This window comes from Pseudomonas khavaziana (genome assembly GCF_036704165.1).
GTDB classification, from domain to species: domain Bacteria; phylum Pseudomonadota; class Gammaproteobacteria; order Pseudomonadales; family Pseudomonadaceae; genus Aquipseudomonas; species Aquipseudomonas khavaziana.
Map to the genome: position 1 here is coordinate 5,728,654 of NZ_CP129946.1, position 20,636 is coordinate 5,749,289.

General features: G+C 61.7%; 19 protein-coding genes. 11 read left to right on the top strand and 8 right to left on the bottom strand.

The features are described 5' to 3' along the window. Positions 1-301: 301 nt before the first annotated feature. Together hrpB and QYQ93_RS25515 are read right to left on the bottom strand one after the other, a co-directional pair. On the bottom strand, positions 302-2,812 hold the full coding sequence (gene hrpB / locus QYQ93_RS25510; RefSeq protein WP_338475766.1) for an ATP-dependent helicase HrpB: 2,511 nt from the start codon (positions 2,810-2,812) through the stop codon (positions 302-304). Then, a complete protein-coding gene (locus QYQ93_RS25515) occupies positions 2,790-2,963 on the bottom strand; it encodes a hypothetical protein (protein ID WP_338475767.1) in 174 nt (57 codons plus the stop codon). The genes hrpB and QYQ93_RS25515 overlap by 23 nt, the downstream gene beginning before the upstream one ends. On the opposite strand from QYQ93_RS25515, the gene QYQ93_RS25520 reads away from it, so the two are divergent. Together QYQ93_RS25520 and QYQ93_RS25525 are read left to right on the top strand one after the other, a co-directional pair. Further along, positions 2,962-3,381, top strand: a complete 420-nt coding sequence (locus QYQ93_RS25520) for a hypothetical protein (RefSeq protein ID WP_057012850.1) — start codon at positions 2,962-2,964, stop codon at positions 3,379-3,381. The two genes, QYQ93_RS25515 and QYQ93_RS25520, sit on opposite strands and share 2 nt — an antisense overlap. A gap of 8 nt (positions 3,382-3,389) precedes the next feature. Beyond that, positions 3,390-4,283, top strand: coding sequence for a cation diffusion facilitator family transporter (locus tag QYQ93_RS25525; RefSeq protein WP_043047946.1), 894 nt, complete (start codon positions 3,390-3,392; stop codon positions 4,281-4,283). Here QYQ93_RS25525 and QYQ93_RS25530 read toward each other — a convergent pair. Further along, positions 4,280-5,239 carry a DUF6515 family protein gene (locus QYQ93_RS25530; RefSeq protein WP_338475768.1) on the bottom strand — a complete coding sequence of 320 codons (960 nt, stop codon included), beginning with the start codon at positions 5,237-5,239 and terminating at the stop codon, positions 4,280-4,282. The two genes, QYQ93_RS25525 and QYQ93_RS25530, sit on opposite strands and share 4 nt — an antisense overlap. A gap of 417 nt (positions 5,240-5,656) precedes the next feature. Here QYQ93_RS25530 and QYQ93_RS25535 point away from each other — a divergent pair, with 417 nt between their 5' ends. Further along, positions 5,657-6,136 (top strand): Lrp/AsnC family transcriptional regulator, encoded by a 480-nt coding sequence (locus QYQ93_RS25535; RefSeq protein WP_003194418.1) that lies wholly within the window; start codon positions 5,657-5,659, stop codon positions 6,134-6,136. A gap of 196 nt (positions 6,137-6,332) precedes the next feature. Further along, positions 6,333-6,542 carry a DUF2788 domain-containing protein gene (locus QYQ93_RS25540; RefSeq protein WP_025999909.1) on the top strand — a complete coding sequence of 70 codons (210 nt, stop codon included), beginning with the start codon at positions 6,333-6,335 and terminating at the stop codon, positions 6,540-6,542. Here QYQ93_RS25540 and QYQ93_RS25545 read toward each other — a convergent pair. The 4 genes from QYQ93_RS25545 to QYQ93_RS25560 all read right to left on the bottom strand — a co-directional run bounded on the left by QYQ93_RS25545 (position 6,537) and on the right by QYQ93_RS25560 (position 13,184). Next, positions 6,537-7,172: a pseudouridine synthase gene (locus QYQ93_RS25545; protein WP_043047950.1), complete on the bottom strand. Its 636-nt coding sequence runs from the start codon at positions 7,170-7,172 to the stop codon at positions 6,537-6,539. The two genes, QYQ93_RS25540 and QYQ93_RS25545, sit on opposite strands and share 6 nt — an antisense overlap. A 72-nt stretch (positions 7,173-7,244) precedes the next feature. Further along, on the bottom strand, positions 7,245-8,717 hold the full coding sequence (amn, locus tag QYQ93_RS25550; RefSeq protein WP_161796505.1) for an AMP nucleosidase: 1,473 nt from the start codon (positions 8,715-8,717) through the stop codon (positions 7,245-7,247). A 221-nt stretch (positions 8,718-8,938) separates the two neighbouring features. Next, positions 8,939-10,591 (bottom strand): acyl-CoA dehydrogenase family protein, encoded by a 1,653-nt coding sequence (locus QYQ93_RS25555; protein ID WP_338475769.1) that lies wholly within the window; start codon positions 10,589-10,591, stop codon positions 8,939-8,941. Between the two features lie 193 nt (positions 10,592-10,784). Continuing rightward, positions 10,785-13,184: a hybrid sensor histidine kinase/response regulator gene (locus tag QYQ93_RS25560; protein ID WP_338475770.1), complete on the bottom strand. Its 2,400-nt coding sequence runs from the start codon at positions 13,182-13,184 to the stop codon at positions 10,785-10,787. Between the two features lie 275 nt (positions 13,185-13,459). Here QYQ93_RS25560 and QYQ93_RS25565 point away from each other — a divergent pair, with 275 nt between their 5' ends. The 4 genes from QYQ93_RS25565 to QYQ93_RS25580 all read left to right on the top strand — a co-directional run bounded on the left by QYQ93_RS25565 (position 13,460) and on the right by QYQ93_RS25580 (position 16,994). After that, complete coding sequence (locus tag QYQ93_RS25565) at positions 13,460-14,257, top strand: hydroxymethylpyrimidine/phosphomethylpyrimidine kinase (protein ID WP_043047956.1); 798 nt, start codon at positions 13,460-13,462, stop codon at positions 14,255-14,257. Positions 14,258-14,289: 32 nt separating this feature from the next. Then, positions 14,290-14,919: a thiamine phosphate synthase gene (thiE, locus tag QYQ93_RS25570; protein ID WP_338475771.1), complete on the top strand. Its 630-nt coding sequence runs from the start codon at positions 14,290-14,292 to the stop codon at positions 14,917-14,919. Positions 14,920-14,930: 11 nt separating this feature from the next. Continuing rightward, positions 14,931-16,214, top strand: coding sequence for a glutamate-1-semialdehyde 2,1-aminomutase (hemL, locus tag QYQ93_RS25575; RefSeq protein WP_338475772.1), 1,284 nt, complete (start codon positions 14,931-14,933; stop codon positions 16,212-16,214). A 225-nt stretch (positions 16,215-16,439) separates the two neighbouring features. Continuing rightward, positions 16,440-16,994, top strand: a complete 555-nt coding sequence (locus tag QYQ93_RS25580; RefSeq protein WP_043047961.1) for a tetratricopeptide repeat protein — start codon at positions 16,440-16,442, stop codon at positions 16,992-16,994. A 126-nt stretch (positions 16,995-17,120) separates the two neighbouring features. On the opposite strand, the gene QYQ93_RS25585 is transcribed toward QYQ93_RS25580, so the two are convergent. After that, positions 17,121-17,447: a DUF1820 family protein gene (locus QYQ93_RS25585; protein WP_003194436.1), complete on the bottom strand. Its 327-nt coding sequence runs from the start codon at positions 17,445-17,447 to the stop codon at positions 17,121-17,123. 130 nt (positions 17,448-17,577) lie between these two features. Here QYQ93_RS25585 and miaB point away from each other — a divergent pair, with 130 nt between their 5' ends. From miaB to ybeY, 3 genes are all read left to right on the top strand, one after another. Beyond that, the gene (miaB, locus tag QYQ93_RS25590) at positions 17,578-18,906 is read left to right on the top strand and encodes a tRNA (N6-isopentenyl adenosine(37)-C2)-methylthiotransferase MiaB (protein ID WP_338475773.1); all 1,329 of its coding nucleotides are present in this window, start codon (positions 17,578-17,580) and stop codon (positions 18,904-18,906) included. Positions 18,907-19,138: 232 nt separating this feature from the next. Beyond that, positions 19,139-20,143, top strand: a complete 1,005-nt coding sequence (locus tag QYQ93_RS25595) for a PhoH family protein (protein ID WP_043047963.1) — start codon at positions 19,139-19,141, stop codon at positions 20,141-20,143. Beyond that, positions 20,136-20,594 carry an rRNA maturation RNase YbeY gene (gene ybeY / locus QYQ93_RS25600; protein ID WP_043047964.1) on the top strand — a complete coding sequence of 153 codons (459 nt, stop codon included), beginning with the start codon at positions 20,136-20,138 and terminating at the stop codon, positions 20,592-20,594. The genes QYQ93_RS25595 and ybeY overlap by 8 nt, the downstream gene beginning before the upstream one ends. Positions 20,595-20,636: the final 42 nt, after the last annotated feature.

The following is a 20,636-nucleotide window of genomic DNA, read 5'->3' on the forward strand; positions in this document are numbered from 1 at the left end:
GGCGCGAAACGCGCATGCCGCTACTGGGTAGTACCGCTATCTAGGGCCCGGTACAACTGAGTGAATTACACCACCCCGCAAAACAAACAATAACCAATAGCACTTGATAATGAGTATCATATAGCTCTTGACATCGAGTCCAATGTTCACCTCCCCCTTACTTAAATTCTCGTCTTCCATAGGCCAGTAGTTGTCGCCAATGGCTGCGCACGCCAAACAACTTACATGGCTCAATGTTTACATAGAAACGACCTGATCTTTCGTGTGCAGATCACGCCCCCCGGTAGGTGTTACTCACATTCTAATTTGGCCGGGGCTTGATTCGGGCTGTCGCTTCGGCCACCAACGGGTCATCCGGCCAGTAATGCTTGGGGTACCGCCCTTTGAGATCTTTCTTCACCTCGGCGTAAGTAATGCGCCAGAAGTTCGCCAGATCCTGCGTGACCTGCACCGGTCGCCGCGCCGGAGACAGCAGGTGTAACTTCACTGCCAGGCGCCCACCGGCAATACGCGGGGTGTCTGCCAGCCCGAACAATTCCTGCAAGCGCACCGCAAGGATCGGCGGCTGTTCGCTGTAGTCCAGGCGTACCGATGACCCCGACGGAACTTTCACCTGGCGCGGCGCCAGCTCTTCCAGGCGTTGTGGCAATGGCCAGGGCAGCAGGTTGTGCAAGTAGCTGCAAATATCCAGGTGAGCGAAATGGCTGAGGCGCGAGACCTTGCCCAAGTAAGGCATCAGCCAGTGTTCGAGGCTGGCGAGCAAGGCTTGGTCGCTGATGTCGGGCCACTCGCTGGTTTTGCCGGCGTCCAATTGGCGCAGCAGCATCACACGGGCTTGCCACTGACGCAGTTCCGGGGTCCAGGGCAGCAGTTCCAGGCCTTTGCGGCGCACCAGGCTGACCAGCGCCTGGCTGCGGGCGGATTCGTCGAGACCGGTCAGCGGTTCCCGGCTGAGCACCAGTTCACCGACTTTGCGTTGGCGCTCGGCGCGCAAGACGCCTTCGCGTTCGTCCCAGTCTAGTTGGTCGACGTAGTGCACTTGCTCGGCCAGCACCGTGTCGAACAGCGCCGGATCAAAATTCGCCGCCAGGTAGATGCGCTCTTCGCGCTGACCCTGGCGGCTACCAAGGTCGGCGATCACCAGCCAGGGTTGTTTCATCAGGCTGTCGGCTTCGGCAAACAGCGCCGCACGGCCATTGGCCAGGCGGTATTCGGCCCCACCGGGGCGACGTTGCTGGGCGACGCGGTCCGGGTAGGCCAGTGCCAGCAAGGCGCCGAGCCAGCGCGGGTGGTCGGGATTGTCCACCTGCTGGGTCGCCTTGCCGCGCAGGAAGCCACGGTATTGCCGCGCCAGTTGCTTGGCGCGCTGCACGCCACCCTGAGTGCCTCGCGCACGTTCTTCACCGGCCATCAGCGCCAGGCGGCTGTGCAAATCGGCGCCGCCGCCACGCAGGATATCGCGCTCGCCCAACAGGGCCGCCACGTCACAGGCAGTGGCGGCCAGCCCCAGGTCCTGGCCACGCAATAACAGATGGGCAATACGCGGATGGGCCGGCAATTCAGCCATCTTCTGGCCATGGGCGGTGAGGGTCGTTTCGTTCAATGCGCCGAGGCGCTGTAACAGATCCTGAGCCTGGGCATAGGCGGCAGTCGGTGGAATGTCCAGCCAAACCAACTGGCTGGGTGTCACCCCCCAGCGCGTCAGTTGCAAAGCCAGCCCGGCCAGGTCGGCGGCAAGAATTTCCGCACTGCCATAGGCGGCCAAACCGTCATGCTGGTCTTCGGACCACAACCGATAACACACCCCCGGCTCCAACCGTCCTGCCCGACCGGCGCGCTGGGTGGCGCTGGCGCGGGAGATGCGCTGGGTGTCGAGGCGAGTCATGCCGCTGCCCGGGTCAAAACGCGGCACCCGCGCCAGCCCGGCATCGATCACCACGCGTACCCCATTGATGGTCAGGCTGGTCTCGGCGATGTTGGTGGCCAGCACCACTTTGCGCTTGCCGGTCGGTGCCAGGTCGATGGCGGCACGTTGGGCGTTGAGGTCCAGCTCACCGTGCAAAGGACATAACAGCACGTCAGGCCGATTACCCATGGCCTCGGCCAGTTGCTGGTTGACCCGGCGAATCTCTGCCTGCCCCGGCAAAAATACGAGCACGCTGCCGGTCTCGTCATGCAGGGCTTCAAGGACGGTTTGCACCACCCGCGGCTCGATAAACTCTCCGGCCTGGTATGGCCGGCCCCAGCGCATCTGCACCGGGAACATGCGCCCTTCGCTACGCAGGATCGGCGCGTCATCCAGCAGGCTCGCCAGACGTTCGCCTTCAAGGGTGGCGGACATCAGCAGGATTTTCAGCGGCTGTTCGTCACGAAACAGCTCGCGGCCGTTGAGGCTCAGGGCCAGCGCCAGGTCGGCGTCGAGGCTGCGTTCGTGGAATTCGTCGAAGATCAACAGGCCCACGCCATCCAGTGCGGGGTCATCCTGCAGGCGACGGGTAAGGATGCCTTCGGTGACCACTTCGATACGCGTATTGGGGCCGACCTTGCTGTCGAGGCGGATGCGGTAACCCACGGTTTCACCGACTTTTTCACCCAGTTCGCTGGCCAGTCGCTCGGCGGCGGCCCGCGCAGCCAGGCGCCGGGGTTCGAGCATCAAGATGGTTTGCCCGGCGAGCCACGGCTCACTCAACAAGGCCAAGGGCACACGGGTGGTTTTACCGGCGCCGGGTGGCGCTTCCAGCACCACTTCATGGCGATGCGCCAAGGCGTCACGCAGGGCGGGTAAAACATCATCGATCGGCAACGAATTCATACTGGCTCCAAAGCAGAGCGGCGAGTATAACGGCGAACTGCTGAAAGCCGGCTGTGGTCTCAACAACACCTGCCCCTTCCCACATTCGATCATCGGCGCCTAACAGATCTGGCTTATAGTCACCCATAAACGTGTTCAGGAGACTTTTCATGCGTATCGCTTCCCGTGTCATCGGCGCTGCATTAGCCGTCACCCTGCTGAGCCAACTCACCGCCTGCGGCTCGATTTTCTATCCCGACCGCCGCGGCCAGATCGACGGCAAGATTGACCCGGCCATTGCCGTACTCGATGCCGTCGGCCTGCTGTTCTACGTCATCCCCGGCCTGATCGCGTTCGGCGTCGACTTCGCCACGGGTGCGATCTATTACGAACCCGGCAAGACCGCCCAGGTCGCCCCCGAGAAACTGCACCAAGCCATCGGCGCCGACGGCCAGGTCGACAACGCCAAGCTGCAGAGCATCATCCAGAAGGAAACCGGCCGTACCTTGCCGCTGGACGACCCACGCCTGATCCAGTTCAAGGGCAGCGTGCAGCAACTGGCGTCCCTGGGCCTGCAACCCGCCGCGTAGGACAGCCCATGACCAGCAGCCCCGAACACGCCAGGCTCTTGCGCCTGGCCACCCGCGCCTCGGTAGGCGTGGCCTGTGTGCTGATTATTACCAAGGCCATCGCCTGGTGGCTCAGCGGCTCGGTGAGCATGCTCGCCGGCTTGACCGATTCGCTGCTCGATGGCGTGACCTCGCTGTTGAACCTGCTGGCGGTGCATTACGCCCTGCGCCCAGCCGATGACGATCACCGTTATGGGCACGGCAAGGCGGAGTCACTGGCGGGTATGGCCCAAGCGTTGTTTATCGCCGGCAGTGCGGTGCTGATTGCGCTCCAGGCGTTTGAACGGCTCAAGCATCCCGAGCCTGTGGGCGCGCCCTGGCTGAGCATTGGCGTGATTGTCTTGTCCCTGGCGCTGACCGTGGCCCTGCTGATGCTGCAACACCGTGTGGTGCGCGAGACCGGCTCTAACGCGGTGCGCGCCGACTCGCTGCACTACCGCTCGGACTTACTGCTCAATGGCAGCATCCTCATCGCACTGGTGTTGGCGGGCTTCGGCTTTCATCAGGTCGATGCGTGGTTTGGCCTGGGCATCGCCGCCTACATCCTGTGGAGTGCGATCCAGATCGCCCGGGAAAGCTTCGCGGTGTTGATGGATGAAGAGCTACCACCGGATGTCAGCCAGCACATGCTGGAACTGGCCCGTGGCGTGCCCGGGGTACTGGGTGCCCACGACTTGCGCACGCGCATCTCCGGCAGCCACTGGTTTGTGCAGTTGCACCTGGAACTGCCGGGGGAACTGACCTTGTCGGTGGCCCATGGCATCAGCGACCAAGCCGCCGACGCCATTCACCAGGCCTACCCGCGTGCCGAAGTGCTGGTGCACGCCGACCCGCTGGAAGTGGTCACCGGCAACAAGGCCTAGTACTGCACCTGATACCCACGACTGCCCAGGCAGTTGCCCTGGGCCTGGCGGTAGGTTTGCACCACCGCCGGGTCAGGCGCATAGGTAACGGTGCGCGGGTCGAAGCCACTTTGCTGCAGGGCCCAGCGATAACAGTCGTAGCCGTCCTGCTGCACCTGGGCCGGGGACTGGCCGTTGGCGGGATAGGCAACCACGTCATAGCCATTGCCTTGCGGCGCCGGCTGGGGTGATGGCACTTGCGCCGGCGGTTGCACCACCACGTATTGCTGGGTGCTTTGCTCATAGGCGTAGTAGGCGCCAGCGGCAAGGAACAAGAGTGAGCCACCTACCCACACTTCCCGCGCATAGTCCGGCAGGTACTGCACACGAATGCCATAGGGCGGCGTCACCACCACGTAGCGCGGGCCTTGGGGGCGATACCAGTAGCCGCCGGAGTAGAAGTAGTCCTGGCCACGGTAAGGCACGCGGTAATTACGGTCAGGGAAGCGATCCACCACGTAACCGGGACGGTGCTGCGGGCCTGGGCCCCAGCCATTGCCGTGCCCGTCGGGGCGGCCTGGCCAGCGGTTATCACCGGGACGATCATAACCAGGCCGCGAACCTGGGCCACCAGCCTCCCAATGCCGGTTGTCATCGTTGCGTCGAGGAATATCGCGGTAATACCCCTGGCGCGGCTCCTGGGTCTGACGCACGGTATCGGGCCGGCCCTGGATCGGCAGGTTATTGGAGGGTTGCGGCTGCGGTGCCGGTCGCCCGGGCTCATTACCTTGAGGGCGACCTTGCCATTGACCCTCGTGCTGGCCGCCGCGCTCAAAATGCGGGTTTTGTGGGCGTGGCTGATTGTTCTCAGGCCGTTGCCCGGGGCCCGGTGAGTTATCGCGCTCATCAGCCATCACCTGCGTGCCGACGCTGACCACCAGCAAACCAACACCTGCCATATGCCAGATGCGCTTCATGCTATTCCTCACTGCGGATTAGGGCCTTACAGATGAGACTGAAAAAGCCACACCCGGTTCTCAGGCAGGTTATCAGTCGCGGGCAGTATTTTCTCAAGGCAAAAGAAAAGGGGTGACCCGTCGGCCACCCCTTGAGAACTTCGTCCATGCTCAACGCTTTTGACGTTGGCTCACCTCACGCCGTCTTGTGAACAGTGTGCAGCCTGGAGGCCGGCTCAACCCTGCTGGGGCGGCGGCCGCAGCGGGCCTGATTGGGCGCGCTGCTGTGGACTGTTGTCCAGGCGGTGATTCTGTTGATAAAGATACCCGCCAACGCCCGACGGATGATTGCGAAGATTGCGTTAATAAACAGTGCTTGCGCAATTTTTAACCCTTCATGGATAATTCACCGCAATAGTTACGACAAAGGCCAAAACAATGAGCAAGCTTGACCGATACGACCTGAGTATTTTGGCGGAATTGCAGCGCGACGCGAGGATCTCCAACCAGGAGCTGGCCGAGCGTATCGGCCTGTCGCCTTCGCCCTGCTCACGCCGGGTCAAGCAGCTGGAAGACGACGGCTACATTGCGCGCCAGGTTGCCTTGCTGGACCGCAAGATGCTCGGCCTGAGCCTTACGGCCTACGTATTGATCGGCATGGACCGGCACACGCCGGAGCGCTTCGAAAACTTCGAAGCCGCCATCCGAACCTTGCCCCAGGTGCTGGAATGCAGCCTGGTGACCGGCATGGATGCGGACTATCAGCTAAAGGTCGTGGTGCCGGATATGGATCACTATCAGAAACTGCTGCTGGGCCATCTGACCCGCATCGAAGGCGTGACCAGCGTGCGCTCCAGCTTTGTGCTCAACCAGGTACTGAACAGCACCGAACTGCCCCTGACCCACCTGCGCACCTGAGCACACTGAGATTCAAATGTGGGAGGGGGCTTGCTCCCGATGACTGAGTGTCAGTCAGTATTTATCAACTGACCCACCGCTATCGGGAGCAAGCCCCCTCCCACATTTGGATTGTGCTTGGACTCAGGTCAATGTTGCGTCTGCGACGCTGCCGTATACTGCTCGCTTGTCTTGCTGGAAGAGTCCCATGAACAACATCGACCCCGCCCTGTTCGAAGAATGGATGATGACCGGCCTGGTCACTATCCTCATCATTTTCATGGGCTTCATCGTCTGGGACCTGGCGAAGAAATCCAAGGCCGGGCGCTTTGGCTCATTCATTTTGTTTTTCGTGCTGGGCCTGGGCGTGGCCGCGTTCATCATCAAGAGCGTGGTGATCGGCTTGATCGAGTCCGGCGCTTTATAGGCGCGCCGGGACTGCCTTCCATTGGCCTTGATCCAGGCCGTCGATAGACCAATCACCAATGCGCACGCGCACCAGTCGTAACGTCGGCAGGCCCACCGCCGCGGTCATGCGCCGGACCTGGCGGTTACGCCCTTCGCGAATGACCAGCTCCAGCCAATGGGTCGGCACGCTTTTGCGAAAGCGCACCGGCGGGTTGCGCGGCCATAACGCGGGTTCATCCAGTCGCCGCGCCTCGGCGGGCAAGGTCATGCCGTCATTGAGTTCCACGCCATCGCGCAGGCGTTGTAGCTGTTCTTGCGTCGGCTCGCCTTCCACCTGCACCCAATAGGTTTTCGCCAGCTTGTGCTTGGGGTCGGCAATCCGGGCCTGCAACTGGCCGTCGTTGGTCAGCAACAGCAGGCCTTCACTGTCACGGTCCAGGCGGCCGGCCGGGTAGATGCCGGGGATGTCGATAAAGTCCTTGAGGGTCGCACGCCCGCCTTCGTCGCTGAACTGGGTCAGCACGTCGAACGGTTTATTGAACAGGATCAGCTTCGGCTCGGCCGGTGGCGCCTTGGCGACACGACGGGGAGCGGCATGTGGAGGTTTCACGCCAGGGCGGCGTGAATCGGGTCGGGTAGGACGGGGCATGGCAAAAGGAACATCCAGCGGTCAGGACCGACAATGCTAGTGGCCTGACCGCCAAATGACCATCCCAACCGCTTAGCGGAACGGCGGCTCGTCGAAGCTGCGCAATTTACGCGAGTGCAACGAGTTGAGTTCGGTGCGCAACAGGTCGACCGCCTCAATGCCGATTTTCAAGTGCTGGCTGACCGCACGCTCATAAAACGCGTTGGCCGAACCTGGCAGCTTGATCTCGCTGTGCAAGGGTTTGTCCGATACGCATAACAAGGTGCCATAGGGCACACGCAGACGGTAACCCTGGGCAGCGATGGTGCCGCTTTCCATGTCCACGGCCACGGCGCGGGACAGGTTGATCAACGGACGTTCCTGGGCCCAGCGCAGTTCCCAGTTACGGTCGTCGTAGGTCAGCACGGTGCCGGTGCGCAGGCGTTTTTTCAGTTCTTCACCTTTTTCGCCAGTGACATTCGCCGCGGCCTGCTGAAGGGCCAACTGCACCTCGGCCAGGGCCGGGATCGGGATGTTTGGCGGTACCACGCGATCAAGAATGCCGTCACGACGCATATAGGCGTGAGCCAGTACGTAGTCACCGATGGTCTGGGATTGGCGCAGGCCGCCGCAGTGGCCGATCATCAGCCAGCAATGCGGGCGCAGCACCGCCAGGTGGTCGGTGATGTTCTTGGCGTTGGATGGGCCGACGCCGATATTCACCAGGGTCACGCCGTGGCCATCGCTGGCTTGCAGGTGATAGGCCGGCATCTGGTAGCGGTGCCAGACCACGCCTGCGGCAATCGCCGAGGCTTCGCCGTGGTCCATGCTCTTGTCGATCACCACGTTGCCCGGCAACACCATGCGGATAAACCGTGGGTCGCTGCGCAGTTGTTCCAGGCCATGCAGGATGAACTGGTCAACGTAGCGGTGGTAGTTGGTCAGCAGGATCCAGGGTTGTACATGGCGCCAGTCGCTGCCGGTGTAGTGCACCAGGCGGCGCAGGGAAAAATCCACACGGGCCGCGTCGAACAGCGCCAGGGGCAGCGGGTCGGTGTTTTCCCAGTCGTAGAGGCCGTCGGCGATGCCATCGGTGGCAGCGGACAGGTCGGTACTGGGGAAGACCCGCGCCAGGGTCGCGGCGGTTACGCCGGAGCCGGCCAGTTCGTCGCCTTGCTCCACCACGTAGGGGTAAGGGATGTTCTGCTGGCTGACGCCCACTTCCACCGTCACGGTGAAATCGTGCATCAGCGGCACCAATTGTTCGAGCAAGTACTTACGGAACGCGGCCGGGTGGGTCACGGTGACGCTGTAGGTGCCGGGTAACTGGACCTTGGCATACGCCCGGGTGGTCTGGGGCACTTCGCCATGGCAGTGGTAGGTCAGGCGCAGTTCCGGGTAGCGAAACAGCGCGCGTTGTGCGGCGTCGGGCTCGATGCGGTCCTTGAGGTATTGCTTGAGGGCTTGGTTGAGCGCACCGGTAGCACGCTCATGCAGGGCCGCCAGCCGATCCACGGCCTCTTCGGCGGTTTTAACGACAACAAAAGCTTCGGTCACGGTAAGCATCCTGTGTTCTGGACTTGCAGGCCTTTATCTTGCCTGTATCCCGGCCTCACCGAAACACCAGGATTGGAATGCATTTTAAAATGTGGAGGGGAAAAGCCCTAATACCATGTAGGAGCGAGCTTGCTCGCGAGAACCCCATAGGCGCCGCGTTTATTCAGAAAGCACGCGTTATCGTTGACGTTTTCGCGAGCAAGCTCGCTCCTACAGTTGACCGTGTTTATTCAAGGATATGGGGGGGTTGAGCGCGCGGCTATGGCTGCTACATCCACCCCACGCGGCAAGGTGCCGTACACCCGACCGGACGATTCGCCCAGGCGGCTGGCGATAAACCCATCGCTGACGGCTGCATTCCCGGCCTCCAACAACAACTTGGCCTGCAATGCCACGGCGATATCCTCGGTCAACTGCCGTGCGCGGTACTGAATGTCCTGGGTGTCCATAAAAGCCGACTTCAGTTGCTCGATATGCCGCGTCAACAGCCGGTCGCCGTGCCCATCGCCCAGTTCGACAAACAGCGCCTCCAGCACACCCGGTTCTTTCGACAATGCGCGCAGTACGTCCAGGCATTGCACGTTACCCGAGCCTTCCCACGTCGAGTTCACCGGCGCCTCACGGTACAGGCGCGGCAGGATGCTGTCCTCCACATACCCGGCACCGCCCATGCATTCGGCGGCTTCGTTGATCATCGCGGGCGCACGCTTGCAGATCCAATACTTGCCCACCGCCGTGACCAGCCGGGCGAACTTGGCTTCCTGCTCATCATCAAGATGATCCAGCGCGCGGCCCATGCGCAGGCTCAAGGCCAGGGCCGCTTCGCTTTCCAGGGCCAGGTCGGCCAAGACGTTTTGCATCAGTGGTTGTTCTCCGAGTACGCGGCCACCGACCAAGCGATGGGCACAGTGATGGCTGGCCTGGGTCAGCGCCTGGCGCATCAAGGCGCTGGAGCCGACCATGCAATCGAAGCGGGTCATGGCGACCATTTCGATGATGGTCGGTACGCCACGACCTTCTTCGCCGACCATCCAGGCCAGGGCGCCGCGAAACTCCACTTCGCTGGAGGCATTGGAGCAATTGCCAAGTTTGTTTTTCAAACGCTGGATATAGAACTGGTTGTGCGTGTCATCCGGGCGCTGCCGGGGCAGCAGGAAACAGGTCAGGCCCTTGTCGGTCTGGGCCAGGGTCAGGAAGGCATCGCACATCGGCGCCGAGCAGAACCACTTGTGGCCCACCAGTTCGTAGGCCTGGCCGGGGCCGCCCGCGCCCACGGGGTAAGCGCGAGTGGTGTTGGCGCGCACGTCGGTGCCGCCCTGCTTCTCGGTCATGGCCATGCCGATGGTGGCGCCGGCCTTGTGGGCGATACCGACATTGCGCGGGTCGTATTGGGTATTGAGGATCTTCGGCAACCAGAGGTCCGCCAGCTCCGGTTGCAAACGCAGGGCCGGGACGCAGGCGAAGGTCATGGTCAACGGACAACCGGTACCGGCTTCGGCCTGGCTGTGCAGGTAGGTCATCGCCGCACGCGCCACATGGGCACCGGATTGCGGATGAGCCCAGGGCAGCGACGGCAGGCCATGCTCGACAGCGGTGCGCATCAGCTCGTGATAGGCCGGGTGAAACTCCACCAGGTCGATGCGATGACCATAACGGTCATGACTGCTGAACACCGGTTTGTTCTGGTTCGCCAGGAACCCGGCTTCCATCAACGGCCCACCGGCCAGTGCACCGTAGGCATCGATACGCGATTGCGCCCAGCCAGCGCCAAAGCGGTGCGACCATTCTTGCAGGGGCAGATCGATGCGGTAAAGGTTGGTGCCGTCCAGGGACGGTGGCTGGTTGGTGACGTCGTGGGTTTCGGCAAACTGATGCAGGTTCATGACGGGCCTCCTGGAAAAAGGCCACGTCGATTTCAGGCTGTCTGTAGGAGCGAGCTTGCTCGCGAAGAACCTGAGAGCAACGCGCTGATCCAGGATGCGCGTTATCGTTTACGTTCTTCGCGAGCACGCTCGCTCCTACAAAAGGCACCGCTCGATTGAGGCCGGTTATTTCAGTTAAGCACCGACCTCACGCTTAAAAAAGTGGCATACCTGCCGAATGCTCGGCACTTTCGCCCTCTTCCACGCGCAGCACACGGCGCTCCAGCACTGCCTGTAGGGCGTCGAAACGCACGGGGCTGGCCAGACGATCAGTCATACCGACGCCGTGGCAACGTTCACGTTCTGGTCCATCGGGTGAGGTAGTCAGGGCTATCACCGGCAACTCACCGCAGCCGGGCAAGGCTCGAATCTGACAGCACAACGAGAAACCACCTTCAGGTACGTCCAGCAGTACTGCATCAAAACGCTCACCTTGCAGTTCTGCCAGTGCGGCCGGGCCGTTATCCACGGTTTTGACCCGGTAGCCCAATTTGAGCAGCATGCCACGCACCGCCAACTGGCCCACGCTGTTGTCGTCCACCAGCAGCACCCCGCACTCATGAGGTGAGCGTTGGATGCCCTGGACCTGCGTATTCTGCGTGGGTTGCGCAGGCGCCAGGCCGACGTCCACTTCCAACTGAAAGCGGCTGCCTTTGCGCGGCTCGGAATGATGGGTCAAGCGCCCGCCCTGCAGTTCAATCAACTGCCGGCAAATCGCCAAGCCAATGCCCAGGCCACCGTATTCGCGGGTCGTCGAGCCGTCGAGCTGGAAGAAACGCTGATACAGCGTGGCCTCGTCTAGAAAGGCAAAGCCGATACCGGTGTCGGTCACGATAAAGCTCAGGTGCAATTTGCCATCCGCTTGGGGCACACCGACCACACGCAAGCGCACAACGCCTATGTGGGTAAATTTGAACGCATTGTCCAACAGGCAATCCAGGCATTGGAGCAACTTGCCCGCATCGCCGATTACCCGGTCCGGCAGTTCATCCGCGACGTCAATGGAAAACTCCAGGCCCTTGGCTTGGGCACTGGCGGTAAACTGCTGGCGCAAAGTATCAAGCGCCCCCCGCAGGCTGAACACTTGGGGCTGCGACACCAGGCGGCCGGCCTGCAGTTCGGTCAGGGTGAGGATGCCGTTGACCATACGCATCATGTCCCGTGCCGAGCCGGCGGCGGTTTGTTGGTACTGCGCCAGGTCATCGGTCAGGGGGACGGTCTGCATCAACTCCAGAGAACCAATTACACCGTTCATCGGCGTGCGCAGTTCGTGGGTCAGGGTGGCGAGGAATTCATCTTTGAGGCGATTACTGCGGGCCAGCTGCTGGTTGAGCGCCTCGAGCTTCTGGCTGGCGTCGAAGAGGATTTGCGCCTGCTGCTCACGCATGCCGTTGATGCGGTCGGCCAAGGCCAGGGACAGCAGCGCCACTTCAATGGCCGAACCGATCTGGCTGGCATACATGGTCAGGAACACGTTAGGCAGGTAGCCCAGCACCATCAGGGTGTTGACCACCCCGCCAAGCAGGAACGCCGACCAGGCGATGATGAAGTAGCGTGCCATACGCTGCCCGCAGTACCAGGCCTTGATGGCGGCGACAAAGATGGTCACGGTAAATACCAGCGCCAGGCCCGTGGCCAGGCGCAGGGCCACGGCGTAGCTGGTCAGCAGCGCCAGCGCCATCACCAACCCACCACAGGCCGCCAGCGCCAGCAGCATCCGGTTGAGCCAGCGACTGTGCTGCGCGGTATGCAGGAAGCTGCGGGCGAACAGGCTGCCGAACAACGCCGCCGAACCGATCAGGAACGGCACCGCCGCATTTGCCCACCACGGGTTGTTCGGCCAGAAATACTGCACCGCGACGCCGTTGACCGAGAGCTGGTACAAACCGAACGATGCGATATAGAGGATGTAATAGAGGTAGCTGGTGTCGCGCACGCTCAGGTAGATGAACAGGTTGTAGATCAACATGCCCAGCAACACACCGTAAATCGCCCCGAGCACATACAGGCGCAGCGGCTGTTCTTCCAGATATGCCGTGCCCGCCCACAGCGTCAACGGCGCCTGGATCGAGCCTTGGCTTTGCAAGCGCAGGTAGAGGGTCTGTTGCTGGTCGGGCAGGAAGTTGAGCTTGAACAGGTAGTTGCTCTGGCTGACCTCACGACTGGAAAACGGCAACGCGCTGCCGGTACGGGCGGTCAGGCGGTAGTGACCGGTGCCGTCGCTCTGGTACAGGTCCAGGCGATTGAGCGGCGGGTAGGCCAGCTCCAGAAACCAGGCGCGTGGTGCACGAGGATCCTTGGCGGTGTAATGCAGGTTGACCTTGAGCCAGAACACCGAGCGCGAATAACCGGCGTTGAGGGTGGCTTTGTCATGGGTTTTGAACTGGGCGGCGTAGGCGGGGGAGCTGACATCGGCGATGGTGAGGGTATCGGTGGGATCTTCGAGCACTTGCATGACCTGGCCAAGCGGCAGGCTTCGCGTGTCCGGGTTGAACTCGACGGCGCTGGCGAGCATCGGCAGCCCGCACAAGATAAAGATCAGCAAATAGCGCATAAAGCCCCAGCGTGGCCTGCCCGGCTGTGTCAAAAGCCCCCCATTCCTTTTGAGAAGACGTACACCGGCGATACAGTAAGTTGTTTGGATGCACTTTAGCATAGCCATTAAAGGCCATTGGACAGCATTGAAATATTTTTTTGAAAGGCTCTAGATCAAGGCTTTCAGTATTTAAACCGCAGGTTCGAGCCGCAGAAAAACGTCGTAACTGCGGGCAGACTTCAACCATCGCCAGACGGCCACGCAAAAAGCGTTTGGTGGTAAGCTCGCGCACCATGAATATCTACAGCTCTCGCCCCGTTGTCCTCTGTCTCTCCGGCCACGACCCCAGTGGTGGCGCCGGCCTGCAGGCAGATATCGAAGCCCTGCTCGCCCAGGGCTGCCACGCCGCTGCGGCCGTCACCGCCCTGACCGTGCAGAATACGGTCAACGTCAGTGACTTCCGCGTGCTTGACCGCGAGTGGGTCATGGCCCAGGCCAATGCCGTGCTCAGCGACTCCGAAGTGGCGGCAGTCAAGCTGGGCATGCTCGGCTCCACCGCGATGGTCGACACCGTGGTCGAACTGCTGCAGGCGCATCCGCACCTGCCGGTGGTCTGCGACCCGGTGCTGCGCGCCGGTGGCGGCGGTAGCCTGGGCAAGGATGAAGTCGGCTACGCAATGCGCGAGCGGCTGTTGCCACTGTCGTTGATCGCCACGCCCAACCTGCCAGAAGCGCGCATCCTGGCCGAGTTGCCCGACGGCAGCGCGGACGAGTGCGCCGAGAAGCTGTTGCCGTACATCAAGCACCTGCTGATCACGGGTGGCCATGGCGATGAGCACGAAGTGCACAACCGCCTGTACAGCCGCGACGGCACCCGCCGCACCTTTACCTGCCAGCGCTTGCCTGGCAGCTATCACGGCTCGGGTTGCACCTTGGCCAGTGCATTGGCCGGCCGCATCGCCCAGGGTGAAGGCTTGGCCAGCGCCGTGCAATCGGCCCTCAACTACACCTGGCGCACCCTGCGTGACGCCGAGCAACTCGGCCAGGGCCAGTATGTGCCGCGTCGGTTGCCGCTGGATTTCTGCTCGTAACCTATCGCCTGTCACAGCAAGGGGCTTGCCCGATGAAACTACGTGGCCTTTACGCCATTACCGACAGCCAGCTCTTGGCCGGCAAGTTCCTCACCTACGTCGAGGCTGCGCTGGACGGTGGCGTGACCTTGTTGCAGTACCGTGACAAAAGCAGCGACGAAGCGCGGCGCCTGCGTGAAGCGGAGAAACTGCACGAATTGTGTTCCCGCTATAAGACCCGACTGATCATCAACGACGATGCCGAGCTGGCGGCGCGCCTGGGCGTTGGTGTGCACTTGGGCCAGACCGACGGCCCACTGACCCCGGCCCGTGCACTGCTGGGTTCCAAGGCGATCATCGGCGCCACCTGCCACGACCAGATCGAACTGGCCGAACAGGCCGCCAGGGAAGGCGCCAGCTATGTCGCCTTCGGGCGCTTCTTCAATTCCACGACCAAACCCGGCGCACCTGCCGCCACCCTTGAAATGCTGGCCCAGGCCCGCACGCGCTTGCAGTTGCCGATCTGCGTGATCGGCGGCGTCACCCTGGACAACGCCGAACCGTTGGTAGCCCACGGCGCCGACCTGCTGGCGGTGGTGCACGGCCTGTTCGGTGCCGATAGCACCCAGGACGTCACGCGCCGCGCCCGCGCCTTCAACGATCTTCTTAAATATTCAGCTTAGAGAGCCCGATCATGTCCCGTTCCGAAACCCTGTTTGCCAATGCCCAGAAGCACATCCCCGGCGGTGTGAACTCCCCCGTGCGTGCGTTCAAGAGCGTGGGCGGCACGCCGTTGTTCTTCAAGCATGCCGAAGGCGCCTACGTCACCGACGAAGATGACAAGCGCTATGTCGACTACGTCGGCTCCTGGGGCCCGATGATCCTCGGCCACAGCCATCCGGACGTACTGGACGCAGTGCGCCAGCAGCTGCAACACGGCTTGTCCTATGGCGCGCCGACCGCCATGGAAACCGAGATGGCCGACCTGGTCTGCGCGATCGTGCCGTCGATGGAAATGGTGCGCATGGTCAGCTCCGGCACCGAGGCCACCATGAGCGCCATCCGCCTGGCCCGGGGGTTCACCGGCCGCGACAACATCATCAAGTTCGAAGGCTGCTACCACGGCCATTCCGACAGCCTGCTGGTGAAAGCCGGCTCCGGCGCGCTGACCCAGGGCGTGCCCAACTCTGCCGGTGTGCCGGCAGCCTTCGCCAAGCACACCCTGACCCTGCCGTTCAACGACATCGCCGCCGTCGAGCAGATGCTCAGCGAAGTCGGCCAGGACGTGGCGTGCATCATCGTCGAGCCGGTTGCCGGCAATATGAACTGCGTACCGCCGGCCCCGGGCTTCCTCGAGGGCCTGCGCGAGCAGTGCGACAAGCACGGCGTGGTGCTGATCTTCGACGAAGTGATGACCGGTTTCCGTGTCGCCCTCGGCGGCGCCCAGGCGCATTACGGCGTTACGCCAGACCTGAGCACCTTCGGCAAGATCATCGGTGGCGGCATGCCAGTAGGCTGCTTCGGCGGCAAGCGCGAAATCATGCAGCACATCGCCCCCCTGGGCCCGGTGTACCAGGCCGGCACCTTGTCGGGCAACCCGCTGGCAATGGCCGCCGGCCTGACCACCCTGCGCCTGATCAGCCGCCCGGGCTTCCATGCCGAGCTGACCGACTACACCACCCGCCTGCTCGACGGCCTGCAACAACGCGCCGATGCCGCCGGTATCCCGTTTGTCACCACCCAGGCTGGCGGTATGTTCGGCCTGTACTTCAGCGGTGCCGACGAGATCGTCACCTTTGATGACGTGATGGGCAGCGATGCCGACCTGTTCAAGCGCTTCTTCCACCTGATGCTGGAAGGCGGCGTGTACCTGGCGCCGAGTGCCTTCGAAGCCGGGTTCACCTCGATTGCCCATGGCGAAGCCGAGCTGAGACTCACCCTCGATGCTGCCGAACGCGCCTTCGCGGCCCTGAAATAAGTGACGGCACGCTCTGACGTTGCCCTGGGCAGCGTCAGATTTGCTACCTTGCCTACAGATATTTCCTGCATTTTTCGAGAATTGTCCTGCAAACCGGCAGATAACTTGCCCAAGCAGCAGAAAAACGAGTAAAGACTTTGTAAGCAGGGGCCTGCTTATTTCATAATGCGCGCTTATTGGACTCCCCGAGGGTCCGCGTGCCCCGTCAGAGGTAAGTCGATTCCCATGAAACGCACCGGCCGCACCCTGATTCTGGGCTGCCTGTTGCTCCTTCAGCCGCTACTGGCACATGCCCAGGCAGGCGGCAACTCGTTGTTAATCCCAGCGATGGGTCGTTGCACCCTCAATACCCAGCCAGACAGCCAGGCCGAAGCGCTGAGCGCGTGCCAGAAACAGGCTGATGACGGGGATGCGCAGGCGCAATACGAGTTGGGCGAGTTCTACCATGACAGCAAGAACCCGGCCGTCGACCTCAACAAAGCGTTGAGCTACTTCGAAAAGGCTTCGCTACAGGGCCACGCCCAGGCGCAATTCCAGCTCGGCAATATGTTCTTCAAGGGCGAAGGTGTGCCGGCCAATAACGTCCAGGCCTACATCGTGCTGAAAATGGCTGCGGTCAACGGCGCCGAAGACGCACTGGACACCGCCGACGAAGTCGCCGAGCACATGCAGCGCGATGAACTGGAAGTGGCCACCCAGGTGCTGGGGCAGATTTTCCGCAACTATCTGCAGGAACTGCAGAGTGCCGATGGGCGCTCGCCCTTCTCACCCCTGCCCTGATTTTCAGCGCTTTTGATCGCCTCTTCGCGAGCAAGCCCGCTCCCACACTGACTGCATTTCAAATTTGAAACGCGGTCGAATGTGGGAGCGGGCTTGCTCGCGAAGGGCACACCTCGGTCTAAAGCGTTATTTCTCAGGCATCGGCATCGGAAACGGCATGACATTGCTGGTGCCCCGCGCTTCGCTGATCTTCGGCGTGCCCAGGCGTTCGACTTCATCGATGCGCACAATAGAATGCATCGGCACGAAACTGCGCACCACGCCCTCGAACTGGGCCTTGAGCTTTTCTTCGCCCGGGTCGACGACCAACTGGGTGCGCTCGCCAAAGACGAATTCTTCCACTTCCAGGAAGCCCCACAGATCACTTTGATAGATCTGCTTGGCGTACATTTCGAACACCTGGCCCTGGTTGAGGAAAATCACCTTGTAGATTGGAGCTTCACGTTTGGTCATGGTGGGCGCGGAACACATGGGGATATAAAAGAGGGCGCGAACTATAGCATGGCACCCGATGCACAGCGCTAGGAACCGATGGGCATGCCCCCTATAATGCGCGGTTCTTTACCACCAGTTGACGATTCCCATGGCCAAGAAGCTTTATATCGAAACCCACGGTTGCCAGATGAACGAGTACGACAGCTCGCGCATGGTCGACCTGCTGGGCGAACACCAGGCCCTGGAAGTCACCGCCCGCGCCGAAGATGCCGACGTGATCCTGCTCAATACCTGCTCGATCCGCGAGCGAGCCCAGGACCGTGTGTACTCCCAGCTGGGCCGCTGGCGTGAATTGAAGCTGGCCAATCCGGACATGGTGATCGCCGTCGGCGGTTGCGTGGCCAGCCAGGAAGGCGCCGCGATCCGCGATCGTGCGCCCTATGTCGACGTGGTTTTCGGCCCGCAAACCCTGCACCGCCTGCCGGACATGATCGACGCCGCACGCATCACCAAATTGCCCCAGGTGGACGTGTCGTTCCCGGAAATCGAAAAATTCGACCATCTACCCGAACCGCGCATCGACGGGCCGAGCGCCTACGTATCCGTGATGGAAGGCTGCAGCAAGTACTGCACCTTCTGTGTGGTGCCCTACACCCGCGGTGAAGAAGTCAGCCGGCCGTTTGACGACGTACTGTCGGAAATCATCCACCTGGCCGAAAACGGCGTGCGTGAAGTGACCCTGCTCGGCCAGAACGTCAACGGCTACCGTGGCCTGACCCACGACGGACGCCTGGCCGACCTGGCGGAATTGATCCGCGTGGTCGCCGCCGTCGATGGCATCGAACGTATCCGCTACACCACTTCGCACCCGCTGGAATTCTCCGACAGCCTGATCCAGGCCCACGCCGAAGTGCCGGAGTTGGTCAAGCACCTGCACTTGCCGGTGCAATCGGGCTCGGACCGCATCCTGTCGGCGATGAAGCGCAACCACACGGCGCTGGAATACAAATCCAAGCTGCGCAAGTTGCGCGCTGCGGTACCGGGCATTTGCATCAGTTCGGACTTTATCGTTGGCTTCCCGGGTGAAACCGAGAAAGATTTCCAACAGACCATGAAGCTTATTGAAGACGTCGGTTTCGACTTCTCCTACTCGTTCGTCTACAGCCAACGCCCCGGCACACCGGCGGCCGACCTGCTGGACGAAACCCCGGAAGCGCTGAAAAAAGAGCGCCTGAACACGCTGCAACATCGCCTCAACCAACAGGGTTTCGAGATCAGCCGACAAATGGTCGGTTCGATCCAGCGCATCCTGGTCACCGATTACTCGAAAAAGGACCCGGGTGAATTGCAGGGCCGTACCGAGAACAACCGCATCGTCAACTTTCGCTGCGACGACCCAACCCTGATCGGCCAGTTTGCCGATGTGCACATTGATGCGGCGCAACCGCATTCGTTGCGCGGCTCGTTGGTGCAATAATTTGCAGATCAACAAATAACCTATGTGGGAGGGAGCTTGCTCCCGATAGCTGGGTATCAGTCACTGCATGTGCTGGCTGACACACAGTCATCGGGGGGCAAGTCGAATCGTCGCACCGCCCCTCCCACATTAGTCACATGCAACATTCCGATGACGTAAGTGCTTTCGTACCCGCGCCACTGGCGTTATTCTCTCTCTCACCTCATCAGCCAAAGGGCGGCTAAAAGCAACCTTGAACGCACCCATAGCAGAACCCCATCGTTTTCTCCTCGAGCCTTTTGAGGCTCGCCGTTTCGCCAACCTGTGCGGACAGTTCGACGAGCACCTGCGCCTGATCGAACAACGCCTGAGCATCGAGATCCGCAACCGCGGCAATCAGTTCGAGCTCATTGGTGAACCCCAACACACCACGTCTGCAGAAAACCTGCTGCGTCGCCTCTACCGCGAGACCAAGGGCAGTGAACTGTCGCCGGAAACGGTGCACCTGTACCTGCAGGAGTCCGCCGTGGAAGACCTGGCCAACAACCCGGTGGCCGAAGCCAGCGTGGCCCTGCGTACCAAAAAAGGCATGATTCGCCCACGCGGCTTGAATCAGCAGAAGTACGTCAAGGAAATCCTGGGCAACGACATCAACTTCGGCATCGGCCCAGCGGGCACCGGCAAGACCTACCTGGCCGTCGCCTGTGCGGTCGATGCTCTGGAGCGCGAGCAGGTGCGACGCATCCTGCTGGTGCGCCCGGCGGTCGAGGCCGGCGAAAAGCTTGGTTTCCTGCCCGGCGACCTGGCCCAGAAGATCGACCCATACCTGCGCCCGCTCTACGACGCACTCTACGAGATGCTCGGCTTTGAATATGTCGCCAAGCTGATCGAGCGCCAGGTGATCGAGATCGCCCCGCTGGCCTACATGCGTGGCCGTACACTGAACAACAGCTTCATCATCCTCGACGAAAGCCAGAATACTACGGTCGAGCAGATGAAGATGTTCCTCACCCGCATCGGTTTCGGTTCCACCGCCGTGATCACTGGTGACGTCACCCAGGTCGACCTGCCCAAGGGCACCAAGTCCGGGCTGGCGCAGGTGATCGAGGTGCTCAAGGACGTGCCGGGCATCAGCTTTACGCACTTCATGCCCAAGGACGTGGTGCGCCATCCGCTGGTGCAGCGCATTGTCGAGGCCTATGAGCGCTTCGACCACAAGGACGACGCTCCGGCCAAGGACGTTCACCGCGATGCTTGAGCTAGACCTGCAGCTGGCCACCGAAGCGCCCGCCCCCAGCGAAGCCCAGTTCCGCGAGTGGTGCGCCCTGGCCCTGCGCCAGCGCAGCGCCGACTCGGAACTGACCATTCGCCTGGTGGACGAGCCCGAAGGCCGCGAGCTGAACCATACCTGGCGCCAGAAAGACTACGCGACCAACGTGCTGTCCTTCCCTGCCGACGTACCCGACGAGCTGCTGGATATCCCGTTGCTGGGCGACCTGGTGATCTGCGTCGAAGTGGTCGAGCGCGAGGCGAAGGAACAAGGTAAGGAACTTGAGGCCCATTGGGCCCATCTAGTCATCCACGGCTGCTTGCATCTCTTGGGCTACGACCATATAGACGATGACGAAGCCGAGGAAATGGAAGCACTGGAACGAACGTTGCTTGCCGAACTGGGTCATCGCGACCCGTACGCAGACGACGAAAGCTGATCAACACTCAACTGTCATATCAAAGGATTTAGAGTAATCGCT